Raw genomic sequence first — 20332 nt, 5'->3', positions numbered from 1 at the left:
CGAAGCGTCCGGTAGCAAGTCTTTTTGACGCATCCCGGGGGATGGCTTTTTCTTAATCGATTGTAGCGACCCGAGCACTTGCCCGGCGCTTGCCTTTCGCACTGCAGCATCATATCGCTCCAAAGTCGAACACGGGTGGAGCTTTCCGTTTCGCCAATCTTTCCAATCTCCTGCAACCGGAGAGCAAAGCATGACCAAGTGGGTTTTCACCTTTGGCGATGGCGCGGCGGAAGGCCGTGCCGGCGACAAGAATCTGCTGGGCGGCAAGGGCGCCAATCTGGCCGAGATGTGCAGCCTGGGCCTGCCGGTGCCGCCCGGCTTTACGATCACCACCGATGTCTGCAATGCCTACTATGCCAATGGCCGCACCTACCCGGCGGGATTGGAAGCCGATGTCGCCGTCGCGCTCGACCATATCGGCCGGCTGACCGGCCGCCGGTTTGGCGACCCGTCGAAGCTGCTCCTGGTTTCTGTGCGTTCCGGAGCCCGGGCGTCGATGCCCGGCATGATGGACACCGTGCTCAATCTCGGATTGAACGACGAGACGGTCGAGGCGTTGGCCGCCGATTCCGGCGATGCGCGATTTGCCTATGACAGCTACCGCCGTTTCATCCAGATGTATTCCGACGTCGTCATGGGCCTCGATCACGAGGTGTTCGAGGAAATCCTGGAAGACCAGAAAGCCAGCCTCGGCCATGAACTCGATACCGAACTGACGGCCATCGAGTGGCAAGGCGTCATCGCTCTCTACAAGGCCAAGGTCGAGGAAGAGCTGGGCAAGCCGTTCCCGCAGGATCCGCACGAGCAGCTCTGGGGCGCGATCGGCGCGGTGTTTTCGAGCTGGATGAACAACCGCGCCATCACCTACCGGCGGTTGCACGACATCCCTGAAAGCTGGGGCACGGCGGTCAACGTCCAGGCCATGGTGTTCGGCAATATGGGCGAGACCTCGGCCACCGGCGTTGCCTTTACCCGCAACCCGTCGACCGGCGAAAAGCAGCTCTATGGCGAGTTCCTGGTCAACGCGCAGGGCGAGGATGTCGTTGCCGGCATCCGCACGCCGCAGAACATCACCGAGGCGGCGCGCATCGGGGCGGGCTCCGACAAGCCGTCACTGCAGAAGCTGATGCCGGACGCCTTCCAGTCCTTCGTCGCCATTTCCGACAGCCTGGAAAAACACTACCGCGACATGCAGGATCTCGAATTCACCATCGAGCGCGGCAAATTGTGGATGCTGCAGACCCGGTCCGGCAAGCGCACCGCCAAGGCGGCACTCAGGATCGCCGTCGAGATGGCCAGGGACGGACTGATCACCAAGGAGGAAGCGGTCGCGCGCATCGACCCGGCCTCGCTCGACCAGTTGCTGCACCCGACCATCGACCCAAAAGCCGCGCGCGACGTCATCGGCGTCGGCCTGCCGGCGTCACCGGGAGCCGCCACCGGTGAGATCGTCTTTTCTTCCGGCGATGCCGAGGACCTGAAGACGCAAGGGCGCAAGGCGATCCTGGTGCGCATAGAGACCAGTCCGGAAGATATCCACGGCATGCATGCGGCCGAAGGCATCCTGACCACGCGCGGCGGCATGACCAGCCACGCGGCGGTGGTCGCGCGCGGCATGGGCAAGCCCTGTGTGTCCGGCGCCGGCTCGCTGCGCGTCGACTACAAGGCGGGCACGCTGCTCTCTATGGGCCAGACCTTCCGCAAGGGCGACATCATCACCATCGACGGCGGCAACGGCCAGGTGCTCAAGGGCGCCGTGGCGATGCTGCAGCCGGAATTGTCGGGCGATTTCGCCGCCATCATGGAGTGGGCGGACGCGGTGCGCCGGATGAAGGTTCGCACCAACGCCGAAACGCCGCTCGATGCCCGCATGGCGCGCTCTTTCGGCGCCGAAGGCATCGGGCTATGCCGCACCGAGCACATGTTCTTCGACGGCGCCCGCATCGTCGCCATGCGCGAGATGATCCTGGCCGACACCGAGAAGGACCGGCGCGCCGCGCTGGCCAAGCTTTTGCCCATGCAGCGTTCGGATTTCCTGGAATTGTTCGAGATCATGGCCGGCCTGCCGGTGACGATCCGCCTGCTCGATCCGCCGCTGCACGAATTCCTGCCCAAGACCGAAGCGGAAGTCGCTGAAGTCGCGGCCGCCATGAACGTGTCGCCCGACAAGCTCAGGCAGCGCACCGAGGCACTGCACGAATTCAACCCGATGCTCGGTCATCGCGGCTGTCGGCTCGCCGTGTCTTACCCGGAGATCGCCGAGATGCAGGCGCGCGCCATTTTCGAGGCGGCCGTCGAGGCCGGCAAGAAAGCCGGCGCGCTGGTGGTGCCCGAGATCATGGTGCCGCTGGTCGGCCTCGTGAAGGAACTCGATTATGTGAAGGCGCGCATCGATGCGGTCGCCAAGAGCGTCATGGACGAGAGCGGCGTCAAGATCGACTACCTCACTGGGACCATGATTGAGCTTCCCCGCGCGGCGATCCGCGCCCATGTCATTGCCGAGTCGGCCGAGTTCTTCTCCTTCGGCACCAACGACCTCACCCAGACCACCTTCGGCATCTCGCGCGACGATGCGGCCTCCTTCCTGGAAACCTACCGCCAGAAGGGCATCATCGAGCAGGATCCGTTCGTCTCGCTCGACATTGACGGTGTCGGTGAACTGGTGCGCATGGCGGCGCAAAAGGGCAGGGCGACCCGGCCCGACATCAAGCTTGGTATCTGCGGCGAACATGGCGGCGATCCCTCGTCGATCCGCTTCTGCGAGGAAGTCGGGCTCGACTACGTCTCCTGCTCGCCCTACCGTGTGCCGATCGCCAGGCTGGCGGCTGCGCAGGCCGCGGTGCAGGCAACGAAGACGGGGCGTGGATAGACTGGTACGAAGCTTACGGTTTTGTATGAAAACTCACGCGAACGTGCTAGCGGTATCGCGTAATGTCGACATTGTATGCGATCAATTTGCGGATAACCGCTAATTGTCTCGGGAAACAGATGTTGCAGATCTCACCCGCTCCGTTCCGCTCGATCCTGATCATTCAAACGAAGTTCATAGGCGATATCGTTCTCGCCTCGACCCTCGCCAGGAACCTGCAGCTCGAATTCCCAGGTGCCAGGATCGTGTTCCTCTGCGAAGCACACTTCGAGAGCTTCGTGGTTGGGCATGGCATCGCTTCCGAGGTGGTTCCGTTCAGGCGGGCTCGCATGCGGGGCACGCCGCTGGAGCGCGGAAAAGAGTTCTACGCGATAGTCCGGGCGCTGCGCGGCTTCCGGTTCGATTTGACGATCGACCTGACCGATTCAAAGAGCTCTCGGCTTCTCAGCGGCTTCGTCAACGCCAAGACGCGCGTCGGCTATAGTCCTCCCGAAAGGCCGCTGAAACTGCTGGAGCGGCAGCCCGCCAATGTGTTTGCCAAACCGTTCGGTTTTGGCGGTCAGCATTTTGTCTATCGCTATCTCTCCCCTCTTGAAGCGCTCGGCATCGATCTGCGCGTGACGGTACCGAGCATCCAGCCGTTGCCATTCGAGGCCGCGAAAGCCTTGGCGCTTCTGGGCAGGCACCATATCCACCCGAACGCCTTCGTCGCCGTCCATGCCGGTGCGAGTTTCAAGGGCCGCCAATGGCAGCCGGAACGGTTCGCCGAAGCGATTGACGAGATTGCGGCCGAAACCGGACTGGGCGTGGTCCTGGTGGGAGGGCCAGGCGAACGTGAAGCCGCCGCACGGATCGTTGCCGGGACGGCGACGCCGGTGGTCGACCTGGTCGGAGCGCTGTCGCTCGAGAGCCTGCTGGCGGTCCTGGAACAGGCTCGGCTGTTTCTGGGCAACGAAAGCGGGCCGATGCATATGGCCGCTGCCGCCGGCACCCCGGTTGTCGGCCTTTTCGGCCTGACGCAGCCGTCGCGCTGGGGACCTGTCGGCGTGCCCAGCATCGCGCTTCGGCCGTCAATGCCGTGCGATTGCGTGGCCAGGGATTTGTGTCGCCGAACCGATCCCAGCAAGGCGTGCTGCGTCTGGCGCCTGGAGGTGAAGCCGGTTGTCGAAGCGGCGCGCGAGATCCTCGCGCGCACCGAGCTGAAAAAGGAACGCGCTGTCTGAGGGCGATGGATCGGCAAGACTGTCGCCGAACGGCTCGTTCACCAAGCGGGGAAGGTCAAAATGCCGCGACAGGCGTTTTTCTGCTATCCCTGGTCCGATTTTAGCCTTCATGCGGGTTTTGGGATAGCGGCTTGAAGTCGCCCGTCGGGAATTTGGTTTGATGCGTCTGCTGCAAAAACATCTCTGCATGATCGCCATGTCGGCGGCGCTGATATCCAGTGCTCATGCCTCGCCGCTGGTCGAACCCACGCTGCACATCAAGCCGGCTGCAAGCGGAGCCGGCCGCGTTGCGCTCACGCTCGATGCCTGTGGCGGGAAGACCGACACGCGGATTCTGTTGGCGCTGGTGGAAAACCGGATACCGGCAACCATTTTCGTCACTGGCATCTGGCTGAAGCGCAACGCCGCGGCCGTTGCGATCATGCAGGCGCATCCCGACCTGTTCGAACTGGAAAACCACGGCGGCCGCCATGTGCCGGCGGTCGACACGCCACAGAAGATTTATGGCATAAGCAGCGCCGGTAGTCCCGAAGCGGTACTCGCCGAGGTCGAGTCGGGTGCCGCCGCACTCGCCAGGACCGGCGAACCGGCGCCGAAATGGTTCCGCGGCGCAACCGCCGAATACAGCCCCTCGGCCATCGCAATGATACGCAAGCTCGGCTTCAAGATTGCCGGCTTCTCGATCAATGGCGACGGCGGCTCGCTGCTGGGCGCCAAGGAGACGGCCAGGCGTATCGCCGCGGCCAAGGATGGCGACGTCATCATCTCGCACATCAACCAGCCGACCCATGCCGCAGGCGAGGGCGTTGTACAGGGCCTGCTGGCGCTCAAGGACAAGGGCATCACCTTCGTGCGCCTCGACGACGCCGAAGGGACGGGCAATCACGGTACCACCGATTAGAGCGGCTCAGTGCTTGATGGCATCGCCGAACCGCTCAAACGACGCGGCCTGATCTAAAAATCTCAATGCACCGTCGAGTGCCTTCGGGCCGAGGCGTTCAGTCCGGCTTGGCTTCGATGCTGACCTTGCTGGCGTAGAACGCACCGTGGTCGCGGATGTCGGCCATCTCGTCGAACGGCCGCCGATAGGCCCACATCGCGTCTTTGCCCGTTTCACCGGCTGGCAGCACGCTCCAATAGCTGGCATCGCCCTTGTAGGGGCAATGGGTCGAGTGGTCCGTTCGGCTGAGCTTGTCGAAATCGATGTCGGCGAATGGAATGTAGAAGGCGGCGGGGTAGGGGGCTTCGGTCAGCACCTTGGCCTTCGTCGATGAGGCGATAATTGTATCACCGGCGCGCACGGTAACAGTGCCAATATAGGGCTCGATGGTGATGATCTTGTCGGGATTGCGCTGGAAGCCGGGTGCCGGGTTGGCGATCTTGTCCATGCTGGTTCCTTCTTGCCCCGACCTAAAGTGTGGTGGACGGCCGGATTGCGCAAGACCCATAGTCACAAACAAAACAGACGCTATGCCCCCGTGCGTGGCGCAAGATAGCCTTCACGTGGCCGCGGGAATTAGGCGGCCGTTTTGAAGGCGTCCATCAGCCCCGCATAGGCGGCCGCGATGCCCGCGACCGGGTTGCTGCTTCTCGAGATGGTCTCGACTTTCAGCGCCCCGCCGCCGGTTGGCAAGGTGAGCAGCAGGAACTGGCGATTGCCGCCGTCGCCGACGGATGCCGCGGCGACATGCTGGCCTTCCCCTTCGTTCTGGACGCACATTTTGAACAGCAGCGTGCCGCCGACCGCTTCGAGCGCGCCGCCGACAACTTCGACGAACTCGTCTTCGGAAACAGTCTTTTCGTCCGGCACTAGATCCGTCAGGCTTTCGGCAAGCGTACTCTCGAGAACCTTATCGTCGAGCGCGTCCATGCGAACCTCTTTCAGTCGCCAATCGCACCCCTTTGCCCGTTAACGAAACTTAACACCGACGATGGCCGGATTGTGGCGCTTTTTGCGGTCGGTCCGATCACGAGAGTTTGCGCCGATGTAACGTATTTGAAGCCCCTGCCATTCGAACGGCAGTATGACCAGCCAAACGAAATCAAAAAGCGTCCGGATTCAATCGTTTGCCAAACACAGGTCGAACTCCGACTTTCGTCCGCCGCGCTCCTGAGTGGCTGGACAATTCGCCGGTTCGCTTCACAATGCGATCAAAAGTACGAAGCGAAAAGCTCGGGGCGAAAAGCGTCTGGGAGGAACGGAATGCTTGGACTGATGCAGGAATGGCCGCTTCTATGCCACAAGCTGATCGACAACGCTGAAAGGCAACATGGAGTGCGCGAGATCGTGTCGCGTTCGATCGAGGGACCGATCGTGCGCACCACCTACGCCGACATCCATCGTCGTTCCCTCAAGGTCGCCCAGCGCTTGGAACGCGACGGTTTTGCCTTGGGTGACCGCATCGCGACGCTGGCCTGGAACACCGCCCGCCACATCGAGGCCTGGTATGGCATCATGGGCATCGGTGCCATCTACCACACCCTCAATCCGCGCCTGTTTCCCGAACAGATTGTCTGGATCATGAACCACGCCGAGGACAAGGCCGTCTTCGTCGACCTCACCTTCATCCCGTTGCTCGAGAAGATCGCGGGTGCCGTCAAATCGCTGACGAAGGTGATCGTGCTCACCGACAAGGCGCACATGCCGCAGACGACCCTGCCCGGTGTTATTGCCTACGAGGACTGGCTTGACGAGGTCGATGGCGACTTCGCCTGGAAGACCTTTGATGAAGGCACTGCCGCCGGCATGTGCTATACGTCCGGCACGACAGGTGACCCGAAGGGCGTCGTCTACAGCCATCGCTCGAACGTGCTTCACGCGATGATCGCGGCCATGCCCGACGCCATGGGTCTGTCGGCGCGCGACACGATCCTGCCGGTGGTGCCGATGTTCCACGCCAATGCCTGGGGCCTTGGCCAGAGCGGCCCGATGATCGGTGCCAAGCTGGTCATGCCTGGCTGCAAGATGGACGGCGCCTCGATCTATGAGTTGCTCGATCAGGAGAAGGTGACATTCAGCGCCGCCGTGCCGACCGTGTGGATGATGTTGCTCCAACATCTGGAGGAGACCGGCAAGACACTCCCCCATCTCAACAAGGTCGTGATCGGCGGCTCGTCGTGCCCGCGCGCGATCATGACGAAATTCCAGGACAATTACGGTGTCCAGGTCATCCACGCGTGGGGCATGACCGAAATGTCGCCGCTCGGTACGCTGTGCACCTTGAAGCCGGATTATGCCGGTCTTGAGGGAGAGGCTAGGCTCGACGTCCAGAGCAAGCAGGGTTACCCGCCCTTCGGCGTCGAAATGAAGGTGACCGACGACGACGACAACGCGCAGCCTTGGGACGGCAAGACGTTTGGCCGGCTCAAGGTACGCGGCCCGGCGGTCGCCCGCGCCTATTATGGCGGTGTGGGCGCGGAGCAGTTCGATGAGGAGGGCTGGTTCGATACCGGGGACGTCGCTCATATCGATGCCGGCGGCTACATGCAGATTACAGACCGTGCCAAGGACGTCATCAAGTCCGGCGGCGAATGGATTTCGACCATCGACCTGGAGAATCTGGCCGTCGGCCATCCCGACGTTGCGGAAGCGGCGGCCATCGGCGTCCAGCATTCGAAATGGGGCGAGCGGCCGTTGCTGGTCGTCGTCGCCAAGCCGGGAAAGGAACCGACCAAGGCCGAGATTCTCGACTTCATGGATGGCAAGGTGGCCAAATGGTGGATGCCGGACGACGTTGCTTTCGTCGGCGAGATTCCGCACACCGCCACCGGCAAGATCCAGAAGATCACCTTGCGTCAGCAGTTCAGGGACTATCGCTTGCCGACGGATTGAGGGGATGTTGCGTGTTTTCGGCTTCAAGCCGCCGCAAAAAGGCACTAAACCTCCGTCCGGGTTGGGGCAGCGCAGAGAATAATGGTTAGCATTCCCGAACGGCAAACGTCGAAGGCTGCCGGCTGGTCGCGGCGCATGGCCGCCTTTTCGGCGGTGCTTTTGCTGACGAACTTTGTCGGCCATCGCTTCGGCCTCGTCCAAACGCCGGTGTTCCTGTGGGTGCTGGGCATTGTCGCCCTGCTGGCGGCGCTGGCGCTGTTGTTTGCCGGTCTGGCCTTTGCGAGGCTGTGGAATTTTGGTGACCGTGGCGGCCGTGATCTCACCGTCGGCGCCTTGCTGGCACTGCTGGTGCTCACCCCCTACGGCGTTGCCGCCTACTGGGCGACGATCTATCCGCCGCTGCGCGACATCTCGACCGATTTCGACGAACCGCCCGCGCTCGACGTAGGTGACCGGACCAAGGACATGAACGTGCTGTCCCCGCCGACGCCGGGTGAGCAGGCGTTGCAGACCGACAACTATCCATTGGTCACCGCACGCAGCTACGACCTGCCATTCGAGACCGTCGTCAATGCCGTTGAAACCGTGCTCGACCGGCGCGGCTGGGACCTTTCCGAGCCTTATCCCGAACTCGCCGGACAGAGCGAGGTGACCATTACCGCCGTTGCCTCGAGCTTCGTTCTTGGCCTTCCTGCGGACGTCGCCATTCGCGTGACGGATGACGGCGACACGGTCATCGTCGACATGCGGTCGGCCTCGCGTTACGGCCGCCATGACCTGGGCGACAATGCCGCGCGCATCACCGATTTCCTGGCGGAACTGGATCAGGAAGTCGCCGGTCAGGTCGGCGCGGCGCCGGCCGAGTAGCCATTTCCAGGCAAATTCACGCTCGCGACGACGGCAGGGTCAACGCGTGGGTGGTGGGCAGGCCTATCGGCCTGGTGTGAAAATGCCGTCGATGGCGGGAGCGGCGACCGTCGCCACCACGCCGCGCGCCACCAGGTCTTCAAGATGGGCAAGCACCGACAGGCCGGCGGCGCCGTGCAGCCGGGGATCGGTATCCCTGTAGATCGCGCTGACCATGTCGGGAATGGTCCTGTCGCCGGCCCTTATCCGCTCCAGTATGGCCCGTTCGCGCATCTTGCGATGAGTCTTCAGCCCGCGCATGAAATTGCGCGGCGCGGCCACCGGTCCACCATGGCCAGGCAGCAGCAGGCGATCGCCGCGCTCGATCAGCCGGTCCAGCGATGCCATGTAATCGGCCATTGCCCCGTCGGGCGGTGCGACGATGGAGGTTGCCCAACCCATGACGTGATCGGCTGAAAACAGGATGCCGGTGCCTTCCAGCGCGAATGCCGCGTGATTGGCGGTGTGGCCGGGCGTCAGGACTGCCCGGATCGCCCAGCCGTCGCCGTTGACCAGTTCGCCGTCCGGCAACGCAATATCGGGAACGAAAGCGGTGTCGGCGCTGGCATCGAGCGTGTTGGTTTCGCCGATATGCAAGGGCCTCGCCGGCCGGTGCGGTCCCTCCGCCAGCACTTGGGCTCCGGTGCGCTCCTTCAACCGGGCCGCCAGCGGAGAATGGTCGCGATGCGTGTGGCTGACGAAAATGTGGCTGACCGGCCGTCCGGCGATCACGTCGAGCAAGGTCCGGAGATGCACCTCGTCATCCGGCCCGGGATCGATCACCGCCAGCGTGTCGCGCCCCACGACATAGCTGTTGGTGCCATGAAAGGTGAAGGGACTGGGGTTTGGAGCCGTGACTCGTTGCACGTCGGGGGCCACGCTTACGCCTTGGCCATAAGCGGGGTCGAAGCTGGTGTCGAATTTGAGAGCCATGTCGGCACATTGTTCCAAGAACGGCAAAACCGATTGCCGCATAGCACGCAAGCCAATATAGGAAAACGCAAGACCGCGATTGTTGGTTCGCGGCAAGATTGAATTGGGGAAGACCATGACAACCGCAACGACAACGCGCCCGCTTGTTTTCCTGGCCTTGCCGCAGGACGGCGCGGCGCGACTGGCGACGCAGTTTTTCCTGGCGATTGCCGGGACACTGCTGTTGACCCTTTCGGCCAAGACCAGGGTGGTGCTCGGGCCTGTCGACATCTCGATGCAGACGCTCGCCGTCTTCCTGATCGCCGCTGCCTTCGGCATGCGGCTCGGCGTCGCCACCCTGCTGCTCTACATGGCGGAAGGCGCGATGGGCTTCCCGGTCTTTCAGGGCACGCCCGAAAAAGGCATCGGCATCGCCTACATGCTCGGCTCGACCGGCGGCTATCTCGCCGGCTTCGTGGTCATGGCGGCGATTGTCGGCTGGGCCGCCGACCGCGGCTGGGACCGTCATCCGATCAAGCTTTTCAACGCCATGCTGGTTGCCGAAGTCATCATGATGGCGATGGGTTTTGCCTGGCTGGCGCTGCTCATCGGTCCGGAAAAATCCTGGCAGTTCGGCGTCGTGCCGTTCATCGTCGGCGACCTGATCAAGGTAGCACTCGCGGCCTGCCTCGTGCCGGCCGTCTGGTCATTGCTGAAGCGCTCCTGATTTGAGAGCATTCGGCCCGGATCGCTCCGGGCCGGAGCTTGGCTTGCGATGATCTCGGACCTGTTCTCCAGGCGTGTCACGGACGGGCGTTTCTGATGAAGGTTCTGGTCACCGGCGCTGCCGGCTTCATAGGCTACCATGTCGCCAGGCGGCTCCTGGAGCGCGGTGACGAGGTTGTCGGCATCGACAGCATCAACGACTACTACGATCCGCAGATCAAGCAGGCGCGGCTGCGGCTGCTGGCCGAGGCGAGCCGCGGCACCAATGCCGGCTATCATTTCATCCACGGCAATCTCGCCGACCATAGCGTCGTCGATGGCTGCTTTGCCGACCATGCCTTCGACCGGGTGATCCATCTCGCCGCCCAGGCAGGTGTGCGATACAGCCTGGAAAACCCGCGCACCTATGTCGAGAGCAACATCGTTGCTTTCACCAACATACTCGAGGCCTGCCGCAGCAGCCGTGTCGGGCACCTGACCTATGCCAGCACTTCCAGTGTCTATGGCGCCAACACCGACATGCCGTTTTCCGAGCATCGCCCGGCCGACCATCCCCTGCAGTTCTACGCCGCCACCAAGCGCGCCAACGAACTGATGGCGCACAGCTACAGCCATCTGTTCGGCCTGCCGACGACGGGGCTGCGTTTCTTCACCGTGTACGGTCCCTGGGGTCGCCCTGATATGGCGCTGTTCCTGTTCACCAGGAGCATCCTGGCCGGCGAGCCGATCAAGCTGTTCAACAACGGCAACCACACGCGCGACTTCACCTATGTCGAGGATATAGCCGAGGGCGTGATCCGCGCCAGCGCCAGCCCCGCCGCGGCCAACCCGGCCTGGGATTCCAGCCATCCGGATCCGGCGACCAGCAGCGCGCCCTGGCGCATCTTCAACATCGGCAACAACAACCCGGTGAAGCTGACCGCCTATGTCGAGGCGCTGGAAAGCGCGCTCGGCCGCAAGGCGGTAATCCAGCTCCTACCGCTGCAGGCCGGCGACGTGCCCGACACCTTCGCCGACACTTCGGCGCTGCAAGCGGCGGTCGGCTACCGCCCCCGCACCTCCGTCACGGAGGGGGTAGGGCGGTTCGTCGAGTGGTACCAGGGTTATTTCGGGCGGCGTTAAGCGTGATGAACGCGCCCTTGGCTGCGTAGAGGCCGGCTCTCGGTCGAAAAAGACCAGGAACAAAAATATGTGCTAGTCTCCCAAGTTATCAGACGGTGGGGACTGCCATGTTGGAAACGGACAAGCTGTTCGCGGGCTCCATTCCGGAAAACTACGACCGCTACATGGTGCCTTTGATTTTCGAGCCGTTCGCCGCCGATATCGCGCGACGAGCCGCGGCCCTGTCGCCGGGCGCGGTCCTGGAAGTCGCCGCTGGCACCGGGGTCGTCACCCGCGCATTGGCGCCAAGACTGTCCCCGGACGCAAGCTATGTCGTGACCGACCTCAACCAGCCGATGCTCGACTACGCCGCTTCGCGGCAGACACCCGACAGCCGCATCGAATGGCGCCAGGCGGATGCGATGGCGCTACCGTTCGAAGATGCGGCCTTCGATCTCGTCTGTTGTCAGTTCGGGGCGATGTTCTTTCCAAACCGCACCTCCGCCTACCGCGAAGCCAGGCGGGTCCTGAAGCCGGGAGGACGGTTCTTGTTCAACGTATGGGATCGCATCGAGGACAATGTATTCGCCGATGACGTGACCAATGCCCTCGCGCGGATTTTTCCCGACGATCCGCCGCGCTTCCTGGCACGCACGCCGCACGGCTACCACGACAAGGCGCTGATCCGTTGCGACCTGGAGGACGCGGGTTTCTCCGATGTCGTCATCGAGACGAGAGCCGAACAAAGCCGCGCATCTTCACCACGCCTTCCGGCCGTCGCTTATTGTCAAGGCACCGTTCTTCGCAGCGAAATCGAAGCCAGGGGGGCTGGAAAACTGGACGCTGCAACCGACTACGCGGCATCCGCCATTGCCGACAGACATGGCAATGGCGAAGTTGCCGCCAAAATTCAGGCGCATGTGATCATGGCTGTGGCCTAAATGTTGATACGTCTGCACTACGCAATGGCGGCGGCCCCGTCCTCAACGCGGCCGAAAATGCGATCGGTGAATGGGGCCTCGGCCTTGCCAAGATGGGATCGGGCCGGTTCGGCCGAAGCGGGAGGCGCTCGTCGATGGACGGTATTCAACATGGCCAATGCGTTTGTCGTGTGCCGCATTGACAAGCCAATGCATGAAACCTAAGCACAGGCACTCAGGGCCGGGGGGCTTTGGCATGTCGAGGAGAGCTTCTTGAAAGGAATTATCCTTGCTGGAGGCAGTGGAACGCGTCTTTATCCACTAACATTAGCAGTCTCTAAGCAAATTCTTCCCATTTACGACAAGCCGATGATCTATTATCCGCTGAGCGTGTTGATGCTCGCGGGAATACGAGAGATTCTGATCATTTCGACGCCGCGTGATCTGCCGGCCTTCCGCAATTTACTCGGAGACGGATCGGATTTCGGGCTGGCACTGTCTTACGCCGAGCAGCCGCAGCCCAATGGCCTCGCGGAAGCCTTCATCATCGGCCGCGATTTCATCGGCAAGGACAGCGTGTCGATGATCCTGGGCGACAACATCTATTTTGGCGACGGGCTGTCGCAGCTTTGCCGTGCCGCGGCGTCGCGCCAGAGGGGTGCTTCGGTGTTCGCCTACCATGTCGAGGATCCCGAACGCTATGGCGTGGTGTCTTTCGACAAGGTGACCGGAACCGCGCTGACGATCGAGGAAAAGCCACAAAAGCCGAAGTCCAACTGGGCCGTCACCGGTCTCTATTTCTACGACAACGACGTCGTCGACATCGCCCCGACCATCCGCCCGTCGGCGCGTGGCGAGATCGAGATCACGGCGGTCAACAATGTCTATCTCGAGCGCGGCCAACTCCATGTCCACCGGCTGGGACGCGGCTATGCCTGGCTCGACACCGGTACGCATGACAGCCTGCACGAAGCCTCTTCCTTCGTGCGCGCGATCGAACATCGCCAGGGCATCAAGGTCGCCTGCCCGGAGGAAATCGCCTTCGAACAGGGCTGGCTGACGGCGGACATGGTGCTGGAGCGCGCGACCCGCCTGGGAAAGAACGAATACGCCGCCTATCTGCGCCGGCGTGTCGTCGATCTTTCGGAGGGCTAGATGCTGGAGGTGAGATCCCTGGGCATCGACGGGGTGCTGGAAATCGTTCCCAAACGCCATGGCGACGCACGCGGTTTCTTCATGGAAACCTACAATGCCGAGCGCTTTTCGCAGGCCGGCATCGACCTGACTTTCGTGCAGGACAACCACTCCTATTCCGCCGCCGCGGGCGTCCTGCGCGGGCTTCACTACCAGCTTGCGCCGCGCGCCCAGGACAAGCTGCTGCGCGTTATCCGTGGCAGCATCTTCGACATCGCGGTCGATATCCGCCGCGCCTCGAAAACCTTCGGCAAATGGGTCGGCCTCGAAGTGTCGGCCGAAAAAGGCAACCAGATCCTGGTGCCAAAGGGCTTCGCGCACGGCTTCGTCACGCTCGTGCCCGACACCGAGGTGCTGTACAAGGTGACCGACACCTATTCGCCCGAGCATGATCGGTCGATCCGTTTCGACGATCCCGCCATCGGCATAGAATGGCCGTCGCTGGCCGGCGGGTTCCAGCTTTCGGACAAGGACCTCAAGGCGCCGATGCTGGCCGCGGCCGAGGTGTTCGCCTGATGGGAGCGTGTTTTTGCATAAGGACGGCGGGATGAATTTTCTGGTGACGGGCGGTGCCGGCTTCATCGGTTCGGCGGTTTGCCGGCATCTGTGCGCCAATCCGGCCTACAGGGTGACCAATCTCGACAAGCTGACCTATGCGGGCAATCTGGCCTCGCTGCGGCCGATCGAGAATGTCCACAATTACAGCTTCGCCCATGCCGATATCTGTGACGAGAGGGCGGTGCTCGACATACTGCGCCGCGACGATATCGACATTGTCATGAACCTCGCCGCCGAGAGCCATGTCGACCGCTCGATCGATGGGCCGGGCGCGTTCATCGAAACCAACATCGTCGGCACCTACAAGATGCTCAATGCCGCGCTCGAATACTGGCGCGGCCTGTCCGACGACAGGAAAGGCCGCTTCCGCTTCCATCACGTCTCCACCGACGAGGTGTTCGGCGACCTGCCTTTCGACGGCGGCATGTTCGTCGAGGAAACACCCTATGCGCCGTCCTCGCCCTATTCCGCCTCGAAGGCGGCCTCGGACCATCTGGTGCGCGCCTGGCATGAGACCTACGGCCTGCCGGTCGTGCTTTCCAACTGTTCGAACAATTACGGCCCCTATCATTTCCCCGAGAAGCTGATCCCGCTCGTCATTCTCAACGCGCTCGACGAAAAGCCGCTGCCGGTCTACGGCGCCGGCGCCAATGTGCGCGACTGGCTGTTCGTCGAGGATCACGCGCGTGCCCTGGAACTGGTCGCCACGAAAGGCCATCCGGGCGAGAGCTACAATGTCGGCGGCAATTCGGAACGCACCAACCTCGCCGTCGTCGAGACGATCTGCGACCTGCTCGACACCAGGCGTCCGCGCGCCGGCGGCAGGCGCTATCGCGAGCTGATCTCCTTCGTCACCGACCGTCCCGGCCACGACCGCCGCTACGCCATCGATGCTTCCAAGATAAGCCGCGAGCTCGGCTGGACGCCCAGGGAGAATTTCGACAGCGGCCTTGCCAGGACGGTGGTCTGGTTCCTCGACAACAAATGGTGGTGGGGGCCGATCCGCGAACAGCGTTATGCCGGCGAAAGGCTGGGCGAAGCACGCAAGGTGGGCGCGTGAGGCTCCTCGTCACCGGACGCGACGACGGCCAGGTCGCGGCGAGCCTGCTGGAGGCCGGCAAGGCGCGCGCGGGCGTGGAGGTCGTCGCCATCGGTCGCCCGGAGCTCGACCTGGCAAGACCCGACACCGTCATCGACGCCATCGCGCTTGCAAAGCCTGATATCGTCGTGTCGGCCGCCGCCTATACCGCCGTCGATCAGGCCGAGGACGAGCCCGATCTGGCCTTCGCGGTCAACGCGACCGGTGCGGGCAAGGTGGCCGAGGCCGCGGCGCGGCTCGGCGTGCCGCTCATCCATCTTTCGACCGACTATGTCTTCGACGGAACCAAGGCCGATGCCTATGTCGAAACCGACACGCCTGCACCGCTCGGCGTCTACGGTGCCTCCAAGCTCGCCGGCGAGCAGGCGATAGCGGCAGCCAACCCGCGCCATCTGATCCTGCGCACCGCCTGGGTCTACAGCCCGTTCGGCAGGAATTTCGTGAAAACCATGCTGCGGCTCGCCGCCGGCCGCGACGAGATTTCCGTGGTCGCCGATCAGTGGGGAAATCCCACATCGGCGCTTGATATCGCCGGCGCGATCCTGCATGCGGCCGCCATGCTGCACCGCGACAAAGGCTTCGCCGCGTTCGGCACCTATCACCTGGCCGGCACCGGCGAGACCAACTGGAGCGGCTTTGCCCGTCATATCCTCGACACAAGCCTGAAGTCTGGTGGGCCTTGGGCGCGGGTACGGGACATTGCTACGATGGACTACCCAACCAAGGCGCGCCGCCCCGCCAACTCCCGGCTATCGAGCGCGAAATTCGCGGCGGCATTTGGATGGACGGCGGCGGACTGGCGGGAGTCGACGGAAGCCGTGGTGCGGCGGCTGTTTGAGAAGGACAGACACTGATCGCATGAACAAGCGCCCTCCATTGCAAAGCATCCGGGGTGCGACGCGGTTCGCCGTTGGCAAGATTGCACCGAAGGCGCGGAAGGCCGCGCGGTTTCAAGAACAATCCGGATCTCTTCTTGATCTATACACGGCTCATAGCGGCAAAGTATCGGACAAGTGGTCGATCTATCTCAGCACATACGACCGTATTCTTTCGGAATACCGAGACAAGCCTGTTCGGATTTTGGAAATTGGTATCCAGAACGGCGGCTCTCTGGAAATCTGGCGAAAATATTTTCCCAACGCGGAACTTATCATTGGCTGCGATGTGAATCCGGCCTGCGCAAATCTGGTGTTCGACGATGAGAAAATTTCGATCGTTATAGGTGATGCCAATACCGATGAGGTGGAACGGGACATCCTTGCCAGGTCGCCGAAGTTCGATATCATAATCGATGACGGATCACATTTGTCGTCCGATATAGTGCGTTCTTTCGCTCGCTATTTCCCGCATTCCACCGATGGTGGACTGTATATAGCGGAGGATTTGCATTGCAGTTACTGGCAGAGGTTCGGGGGCGGTCTCTACGATCCGCTTTCCTCGATGTCGTTCTTTAAACGCCTGCTTGATGTGATCAACCACGAGCATTGGGGGCTGAATCGTCTTCGAGTCGATGTCCTGACCACCTTTGCGGACAGGCACAAAGTTACATTCGATGAAGCTTCTCTCGCTTCGGTTCATTCCGTCGAATTCTTGAACTCGCTTTGCATCGTCGCTAAGCGGCCAATTCAGGAAAATGTGTTGGGCGCGCGCCGTATGGCGGGCCTGACTGCGCTCGTCGAAGGAAGCATCATGCCCTTGGACGGCACAGTGAGCAGGCCAGCCGATGAAACAGAGAGCGTTTGGTCGCTGCGCGCAACGACTATGGAAGAGGAAATTGGGACCAATCGAGAACTGATAAAACATCAGGCGGCCCATATAGAGGCGCTTTCCCATAAGATAGCAGTAGCGCGCGAACAGATGCGAGCCGATGAACTGGCTATCGCTCAGAAGAAGGCCGAAGCCATCGAGAAAATCGCGGAGATCAAAGTCTTGCAAGGAGAACTGTCCCTAGCGCACACGGTGAAAAATGCCCTTGAGTCGAAACTGACAGAACATGAAGTCTTAGTTCAAGAATTCAAAGACTCAACGAGTTGGCGGATCACCGCACCGCTTCGAACGCTTTCGATGAATCTTAGGTGGGTGCTGCGGAATTTAAGTCCGGCTCGGGTGCTGGAATGGTGGCTAAGCTCAGGGAAATAGGCTGAGTTGTTCCTTTCCATCAGCGGTGCTTCTCGCTTAAAGCCGTCCTGTCGCGCACGGTATGCTTGGCGTCGATGATACATATTAGGTCGAATTGGTATGATTGGAATTTACGGCTCAAACGGCTTCATTGGTCGGCACCTGCTAAGGCGGCTGGCTCAGAACGGTGTGCCTGTCCGTGCCGTCTCCAGGAGATTTGATCCCGAGTTCTTGGGTTCATTGGGACAGCGTGCCGAGTTCGTCGAGGGCGACTTTCGACAGCCGATAGCCATGGCGTCTTCCTTGGAAGGAGTCGAGACAGTCGTGCAACTCATTTCCACATCAAGCCCCGGGATGAGGAACGACCACACCATTGCAGATATCGAGGAAAACGTAGTTCCACATGTCAAATTCCTACATACGTGCCTGCGGGCGGGAGTGAAGCGCTATATATTCCTGTCATCTGGGGGGACAATCTATGGACCGGACGCGTCGGTTCCGACGCCGGAAACCTCAATGCCTAACCCGATCAACTCGCATGGCCTGACGAAGCTCATCGTGGAAAAATACATCCAGATGTACAGCCACGTCGACGGCTTGGACTATGTGATCTTGAGATTGGCGAATCCCTACGGACCGGGGCAGATCTTCCGCAAAGGTCAAGGTCTTATCCCTATGCTGTTGGACCACTGGCGCAAGGGCCTGCCCATCCGCATATTTGGCGATGGCAAAGCTATGCGTGACTATCTCTATATCGACGATGTGATCGACGCTGTAGAGGCGGCTCTGTCGCTTCCTGGTGCGCCTCGCGCAATCATAAATATCGGAAGTGGCGAGACACGTTCCGTGTTAGATATAGTGCAGGCGATCGAAGGTTTGACCGGTCACGTCTTCGAGCGTGAATATGTTGGCGCTAGAAGCACAGATGTGGATATCGCCAGTCTGGACATTTCCTTCGCAGGAAAGATGCTCGGTTGGAAACCGACTACTCCGTTCGATGTTGGAATTCGAAAGGCTGTAACACTGGCGAGATGAAGAGCCCTACAATGTCGCCTTGCAGGCTATGAGACTGAACAGGATGATCAACCGCCCATGCCATTAAAGCTGTGTGGGCATGTTTCGACCTAGGAAATGCGCGAATTTCATCGCCGCTGACCGATCCAAGTTTAGGTCATCAAGGCTTGACAGCGGGCTTGTTTAGGCTGCTGTCCATGGCAGCCTTATAGGTTTTTGATGTTGACTGCGTCGATGGCTTGACCTGAATAGGGCGAGTTCAGACGAGTGGATGTCATAAGGTGGTGATCGCCAAATGCCGCGCTACAAGACAATCATCCTGCATTGTGGAATTCACAAGACCGGAAGCTCTTATCTTCAAGCCACCCTCGCTTCTAATCGAGATGTTCTGACGGCTCATTCGATCCACTATCCGGATTACCGCGATCCCGAGGATCGGATGTTCGGCCCCCAGCACAGCATCGTCGCAGTCGACTATGACGCCACCAAATCGTTTGAGGCGAACTTCGGTCGGGTCTTCACTCTGGATTCCAATTGCGAGACGCTACTGATCTCTGGAGAGGAATTATCGCGGATAAGCGCGCCGTCGTTCTTTGATGGCTTGTGGGCGATGGCCGACGAGGTGACGGCACTGTTTTATTTGCGACGTTTCGATCACCTCCTCGAAAGTGTATATGCCGAGAGCGTCAAGGATTACCTCGTTGGCCCCATTGAAGCCGCTCAATACCAGCTGGAGTTCTATGAAATACTGAGGCCCTTCGTGAACGCCCTCGGTGCCGAACGCGTAAAGGTGCGTCCGTACAACTCGAAACTTTGGTCAGATGGATCTCTCGGTCAGGACTTTTGCGTCGCTATCGGTTTTCCGATGCTCTGGAATGAGATGTCGAAACCGGCCGAGCGCATCAATGACAGCCTGTCCAGGCCAGAAACCTATATGTTATCAGTCACGGATGGTGTCGAAGATAAACAACACTTGCTTACCCGCTTTCGCGATGTGCCATTCCCGAACTATGACAGGGCGCGGTTCTTCCGATCGCCAGAGTATCGTAGTCATTTCAACAATATCCATATCGACGCTAACGCTCGTATATCAGAATTTACTAATGGGATGTCTCTTGCCACCTTTCTCGATCTTGATAATTTCAACGATGACCGGAATTGGAGGCCTTTCGATCCGTCGGATCTTCGGATAGAGGAGTATCTCGATAGTTTCAGGAGGAGCCAATTTATGCACGAAACGCTCGATACGATTGGCAATCGCTACGGCACCGACAAGGGTTCAAACCAAAACAATTTCCTCAATTTCTATGACCGGTTCCTCGGCCCGATGCGTGATAAGCCGATCAAGCTGCTCGAAATCGGCGTCCTTAACGGCGGCTCTGTGCGGACATGGAAGGACTACTTTCGCAATGGCAAGATCGTCGGTGTCGATATTGACCCTCGCGCCAAAGCACATGAGCAAGACAGGATACAAATTGAAATTCTCGATCAGTCAAAGGTTCAGGATCTCGATTTGCTCGGAGCCAAAGGGCCGTTCGATGTCATTGTCGATGACGGTTCCCACGTCTGGACCCACCAGATATTGACGTTTCAGAAGCTAATCGGCAGCGTCACGCCCGGCGGCTTTTACATAATCGAGGACTTAGACACGAGTTATGGCAAATACGTTCCCAATTACCATGGAGGGGCAACGGAGTCCGCGGCGGCCTACCTTCAAAGGCTTGCCCGGCTCGTTGTTGGGCAACGAGTTTTGAATTTGGCCGAAGAGCCAGACGCTTTCCAGCGGTCGCTCTTCCCAACAATCGACTTCATCACCTTATATCGAGGTGCTGCACTAGTCAGGTTGAAAGAATGATGGAC

18 protein-coding genes are annotated in these 20332 nt (G+C 60.7%); 15 read left to right on the top strand and 3 right to left on the bottom strand.

Annotated features, from left to right (window positions below; all coding sequences use genetic code 11):
* Window positions 1-190: 190 nt before the first annotated feature.
* The 3 genes from ppdK (at window position 191) to C7I87_RS09845 (ending at window position 4993) form a co-directional block, all read left to right on the top strand.
* Window positions 191-2869, top strand: coding sequence for a pyruvate, phosphate dikinase (gene ppdK / locus C7I87_RS09855; RefSeq protein WP_149904014.1), 2679 nt, complete (start codon window positions 191-193; stop codon window positions 2867-2869).
* 119 nt (window positions 2870-2988) lie between these two features.
* Window positions 2989-4092, top strand: a complete 1104-nt coding sequence (locus C7I87_RS09850) for a glycosyltransferase family 9 protein (RefSeq protein ID WP_149904013.1) — start codon at window positions 2989-2991, stop codon at window positions 4090-4092.
* Between the two features lie 160 nt (window positions 4093-4252).
* Window positions 4253-4993, top strand: coding sequence for a polysaccharide deacetylase family protein (locus C7I87_RS09845; protein WP_149904012.1), 741 nt, complete (start codon window positions 4253-4255; stop codon window positions 4991-4993).
* Window positions 4994-5090: 97 nt separating this feature from the next.
* Here C7I87_RS09845 and C7I87_RS09840 read toward each other — a convergent pair whose 3' ends face one another.
* Together C7I87_RS09840 and C7I87_RS09835 are read right to left on the bottom strand one after the other, a co-directional pair.
* Window positions 5091-5480 (bottom strand): DUF427 domain-containing protein, encoded by a 390-nt coding sequence (locus C7I87_RS09840; protein WP_149904011.1) that lies wholly within the window; start codon window positions 5478-5480, stop codon window positions 5091-5093.
* A gap of 128 nt (window positions 5481-5608) precedes the next feature.
* Window positions 5609-5962, bottom strand: coding sequence for a hypothetical protein (locus tag C7I87_RS09835; RefSeq protein ID WP_149904010.1), 354 nt, complete (start codon window positions 5960-5962; stop codon window positions 5609-5611).
* Window positions 5963-6295: 333 nt separating this feature from the next.
* Between C7I87_RS09835 and C7I87_RS09830 the strand changes: the two genes are divergently transcribed.
* Together C7I87_RS09830 and C7I87_RS09825 are read left to right on the top strand one after the other, a co-directional pair.
* The gene (locus tag C7I87_RS09830; RefSeq protein ID WP_149904009.1) at window positions 6296-7924 is read left to right on the top strand and encodes a fatty-acid--CoA ligase; all 1629 of its coding nucleotides are present in this window, start codon (window positions 6296-6298) and stop codon (window positions 7922-7924) included.
* 81 nt (window positions 7925-8005) lie between these two features.
* Window positions 8006-8791, top strand: coding sequence for a DUF1499 domain-containing protein (locus C7I87_RS09825; protein ID WP_149904008.1), 786 nt, complete (start codon window positions 8006-8008; stop codon window positions 8789-8791).
* 63 nt (window positions 8792-8854) lie between these two features.
* Here C7I87_RS09825 and C7I87_RS09820 read toward each other — a convergent pair whose 3' ends face one another.
* Window positions 8855-9763, bottom strand: coding sequence for an MBL fold metallo-hydrolase (locus C7I87_RS09820; RefSeq protein ID WP_149904007.1), 909 nt, complete (start codon window positions 9761-9763; stop codon window positions 8855-8857).
* Between the two features lie 115 nt (window positions 9764-9878).
* Here C7I87_RS09820 and C7I87_RS09815 point away from each other — a divergent pair, with 115 nt between their 5' ends.
* The 10 genes from C7I87_RS09815 to C7I87_RS09770 all read left to right on the top strand — a co-directional run bounded on the left by C7I87_RS09815 (window position 9879) and on the right by C7I87_RS09770 (window position 20327).
* A complete protein-coding gene (locus C7I87_RS09815) occupies window positions 9879-10469 on the top strand; it encodes a biotin transporter BioY (RefSeq protein ID WP_149904006.1) in 591 nt (196 codons plus the stop codon).
* A gap of 95 nt (window positions 10470-10564) precedes the next feature.
* A complete protein-coding gene (locus C7I87_RS09810) occupies window positions 10565-11590 on the top strand; it encodes an NAD-dependent epimerase (protein ID WP_149904005.1) in 1026 nt (341 codons plus the stop codon).
* 107 nt (window positions 11591-11697) lie between these two features.
* Window positions 11698-12510, top strand: a complete 813-nt coding sequence (locus tag C7I87_RS09805; RefSeq protein WP_149904004.1) for a class I SAM-dependent methyltransferase — start codon at window positions 11698-11700, stop codon at window positions 12508-12510.
* 252 nt (window positions 12511-12762) lie between these two features.
* Window positions 12763-13644, top strand: coding sequence for a glucose-1-phosphate thymidylyltransferase RfbA (gene rfbA, locus C7I87_RS09800; protein ID WP_149904003.1), 882 nt, complete (start codon window positions 12763-12765; stop codon window positions 13642-13644).
* The gene (rfbC, locus tag C7I87_RS09795) at window positions 13645-14199 is read left to right on the top strand and encodes a dTDP-4-dehydrorhamnose 3,5-epimerase (protein ID WP_149904002.1); all 555 of its coding nucleotides are present in this window, start codon (window positions 13645-13647) and stop codon (window positions 14197-14199) included.
* Window positions 14200-14230: 31 nt separating this feature from the next.
* Window positions 14231-15301, top strand: coding sequence for a dTDP-glucose 4,6-dehydratase (gene rfbB / locus C7I87_RS09790; RefSeq protein WP_149904001.1), 1071 nt, complete (start codon window positions 14231-14233; stop codon window positions 15299-15301).
* Window positions 15298-16194 (top strand): dTDP-4-dehydrorhamnose reductase, encoded by an 897-nt coding sequence (gene rfbD, locus C7I87_RS09785; protein WP_149904000.1) that lies wholly within the window; start codon window positions 15298-15300, stop codon window positions 16192-16194. The genes rfbB and rfbD overlap by 4 nt, the downstream gene beginning before the upstream one ends.
* 4 nt (window positions 16195-16198) lie before the next feature.
* Window positions 16199-17479 (top strand): O-methyltransferase, encoded by a 1281-nt coding sequence (locus C7I87_RS09780; RefSeq protein ID WP_149903999.1) that lies wholly within the window; start codon window positions 16199-16201, stop codon window positions 17477-17479.
* A gap of 99 nt (window positions 17480-17578) precedes the next feature.
* Window positions 17579-18493 carry an NAD-dependent epimerase/dehydratase family protein gene (locus C7I87_RS09775; protein ID WP_149903998.1) on the top strand — a complete coding sequence of 305 codons (915 nt, stop codon included), beginning with the start codon at window positions 17579-17581 and terminating at the stop codon, window positions 18491-18493.
* A 274-nt stretch (window positions 18494-18767) separates the two neighbouring features.
* A complete protein-coding gene (locus tag C7I87_RS09770) occupies window positions 18768-20327 on the top strand; it encodes a class I SAM-dependent methyltransferase (protein ID WP_149903997.1) in 1560 nt (519 codons plus the stop codon).
* The last annotated feature ends 5 nt before the right edge of the window (window positions 20328-20332 follow it).

Origin of the sequence: Mesorhizobium sp. SARCC-RB16n, assembly GCF_008520305.1 — a bacterium.
GTDB lineage: Bacteria > Pseudomonadota > Alphaproteobacteria > Rhizobiales > Rhizobiaceae > Mesorhizobium.
This window is presented reverse-complemented; position numbering and strand designations above follow the sequence as displayed.

Excerpts from the sequence above, each read along its gene's own strand:
- ppdK (WP_149904014.1), top strand. The coding sequence starts at position 191 with ATGACCAAGTGGGTTTTCACCTTTGGCGATGGCGCGGCGGAAGGCCGT.
- C7I87_RS09850 (WP_149904013.1), top strand. The coding sequence starts at position 2,989 with ATGTTGCAGATCTCACCCGCTCCGTTCCGCTCGATCCTGATCATTCAA.
- C7I87_RS09845 (WP_149904012.1), top strand. The coding sequence starts at position 4,253 with ATGCGTCTGCTGCAAAAACATCTCTGCATGATCGCCATGTCGGCGGCG.
- C7I87_RS09840 (WP_149904011.1), bottom strand. The coding sequence starts at position 5,480 with ATGGACAAGATCGCCAACCCGGCACCCGGCTTCCAGCGCAATCCCGAC.
- C7I87_RS09835 (WP_149904010.1), bottom strand. The coding sequence starts at position 5,962 with ATGGACGCGCTCGACGATAAGGTTCTCGAGAGTACGCTTGCCGAAAGC.
- C7I87_RS09830 (WP_149904009.1), top strand. The coding sequence starts at position 6,296 with ATGCTTGGACTGATGCAGGAATGGCCGCTTCTATGCCACAAGCTGATC.
- C7I87_RS09825 (WP_149904008.1), top strand. The coding sequence starts at position 8,006 with ATGGTTAGCATTCCCGAACGGCAAACGTCGAAGGCTGCCGGCTGGTCG.
- C7I87_RS09820 (WP_149904007.1), bottom strand. The coding sequence starts at position 9,763 with ATGGCTCTCAAATTCGACACCAGCTTCGACCCCGCTTATGGCCAAGGC.
- C7I87_RS09815 (WP_149904006.1), top strand. The coding sequence starts at position 9,879 with ATGACAACCGCAACGACAACGCGCCCGCTTGTTTTCCTGGCCTTGCCG.
- C7I87_RS09810 (WP_149904005.1), top strand. The coding sequence starts at position 10,565 with ATGAAGGTTCTGGTCACCGGCGCTGCCGGCTTCATAGGCTACCATGTC.
- C7I87_RS09805 (WP_149904004.1), top strand. The coding sequence starts at position 11,698 with ATGTTGGAAACGGACAAGCTGTTCGCGGGCTCCATTCCGGAAAACTAC.
- rfbC (WP_149904002.1), top strand. The coding sequence starts at position 13,645 with ATGCTGGAGGTGAGATCCCTGGGCATCGACGGGGTGCTGGAAATCGTT.
- rfbB (WP_149904001.1), top strand. The coding sequence starts at position 14,231 with ATGAATTTTCTGGTGACGGGCGGTGCCGGCTTCATCGGTTCGGCGGTT.
- C7I87_RS09780 (WP_149903999.1), top strand. The coding sequence starts at position 16,199 with ATGAACAAGCGCCCTCCATTGCAAAGCATCCGGGGTGCGACGCGGTTC.
- C7I87_RS09775 (WP_149903998.1), top strand. The coding sequence starts at position 17,579 with ATGATTGGAATTTACGGCTCAAACGGCTTCATTGGTCGGCACCTGCTA.
- C7I87_RS09770 (WP_149903997.1), top strand. The coding sequence starts at position 18,768 with ATGCCGCGCTACAAGACAATCATCCTGCATTGTGGAATTCACAAGACC.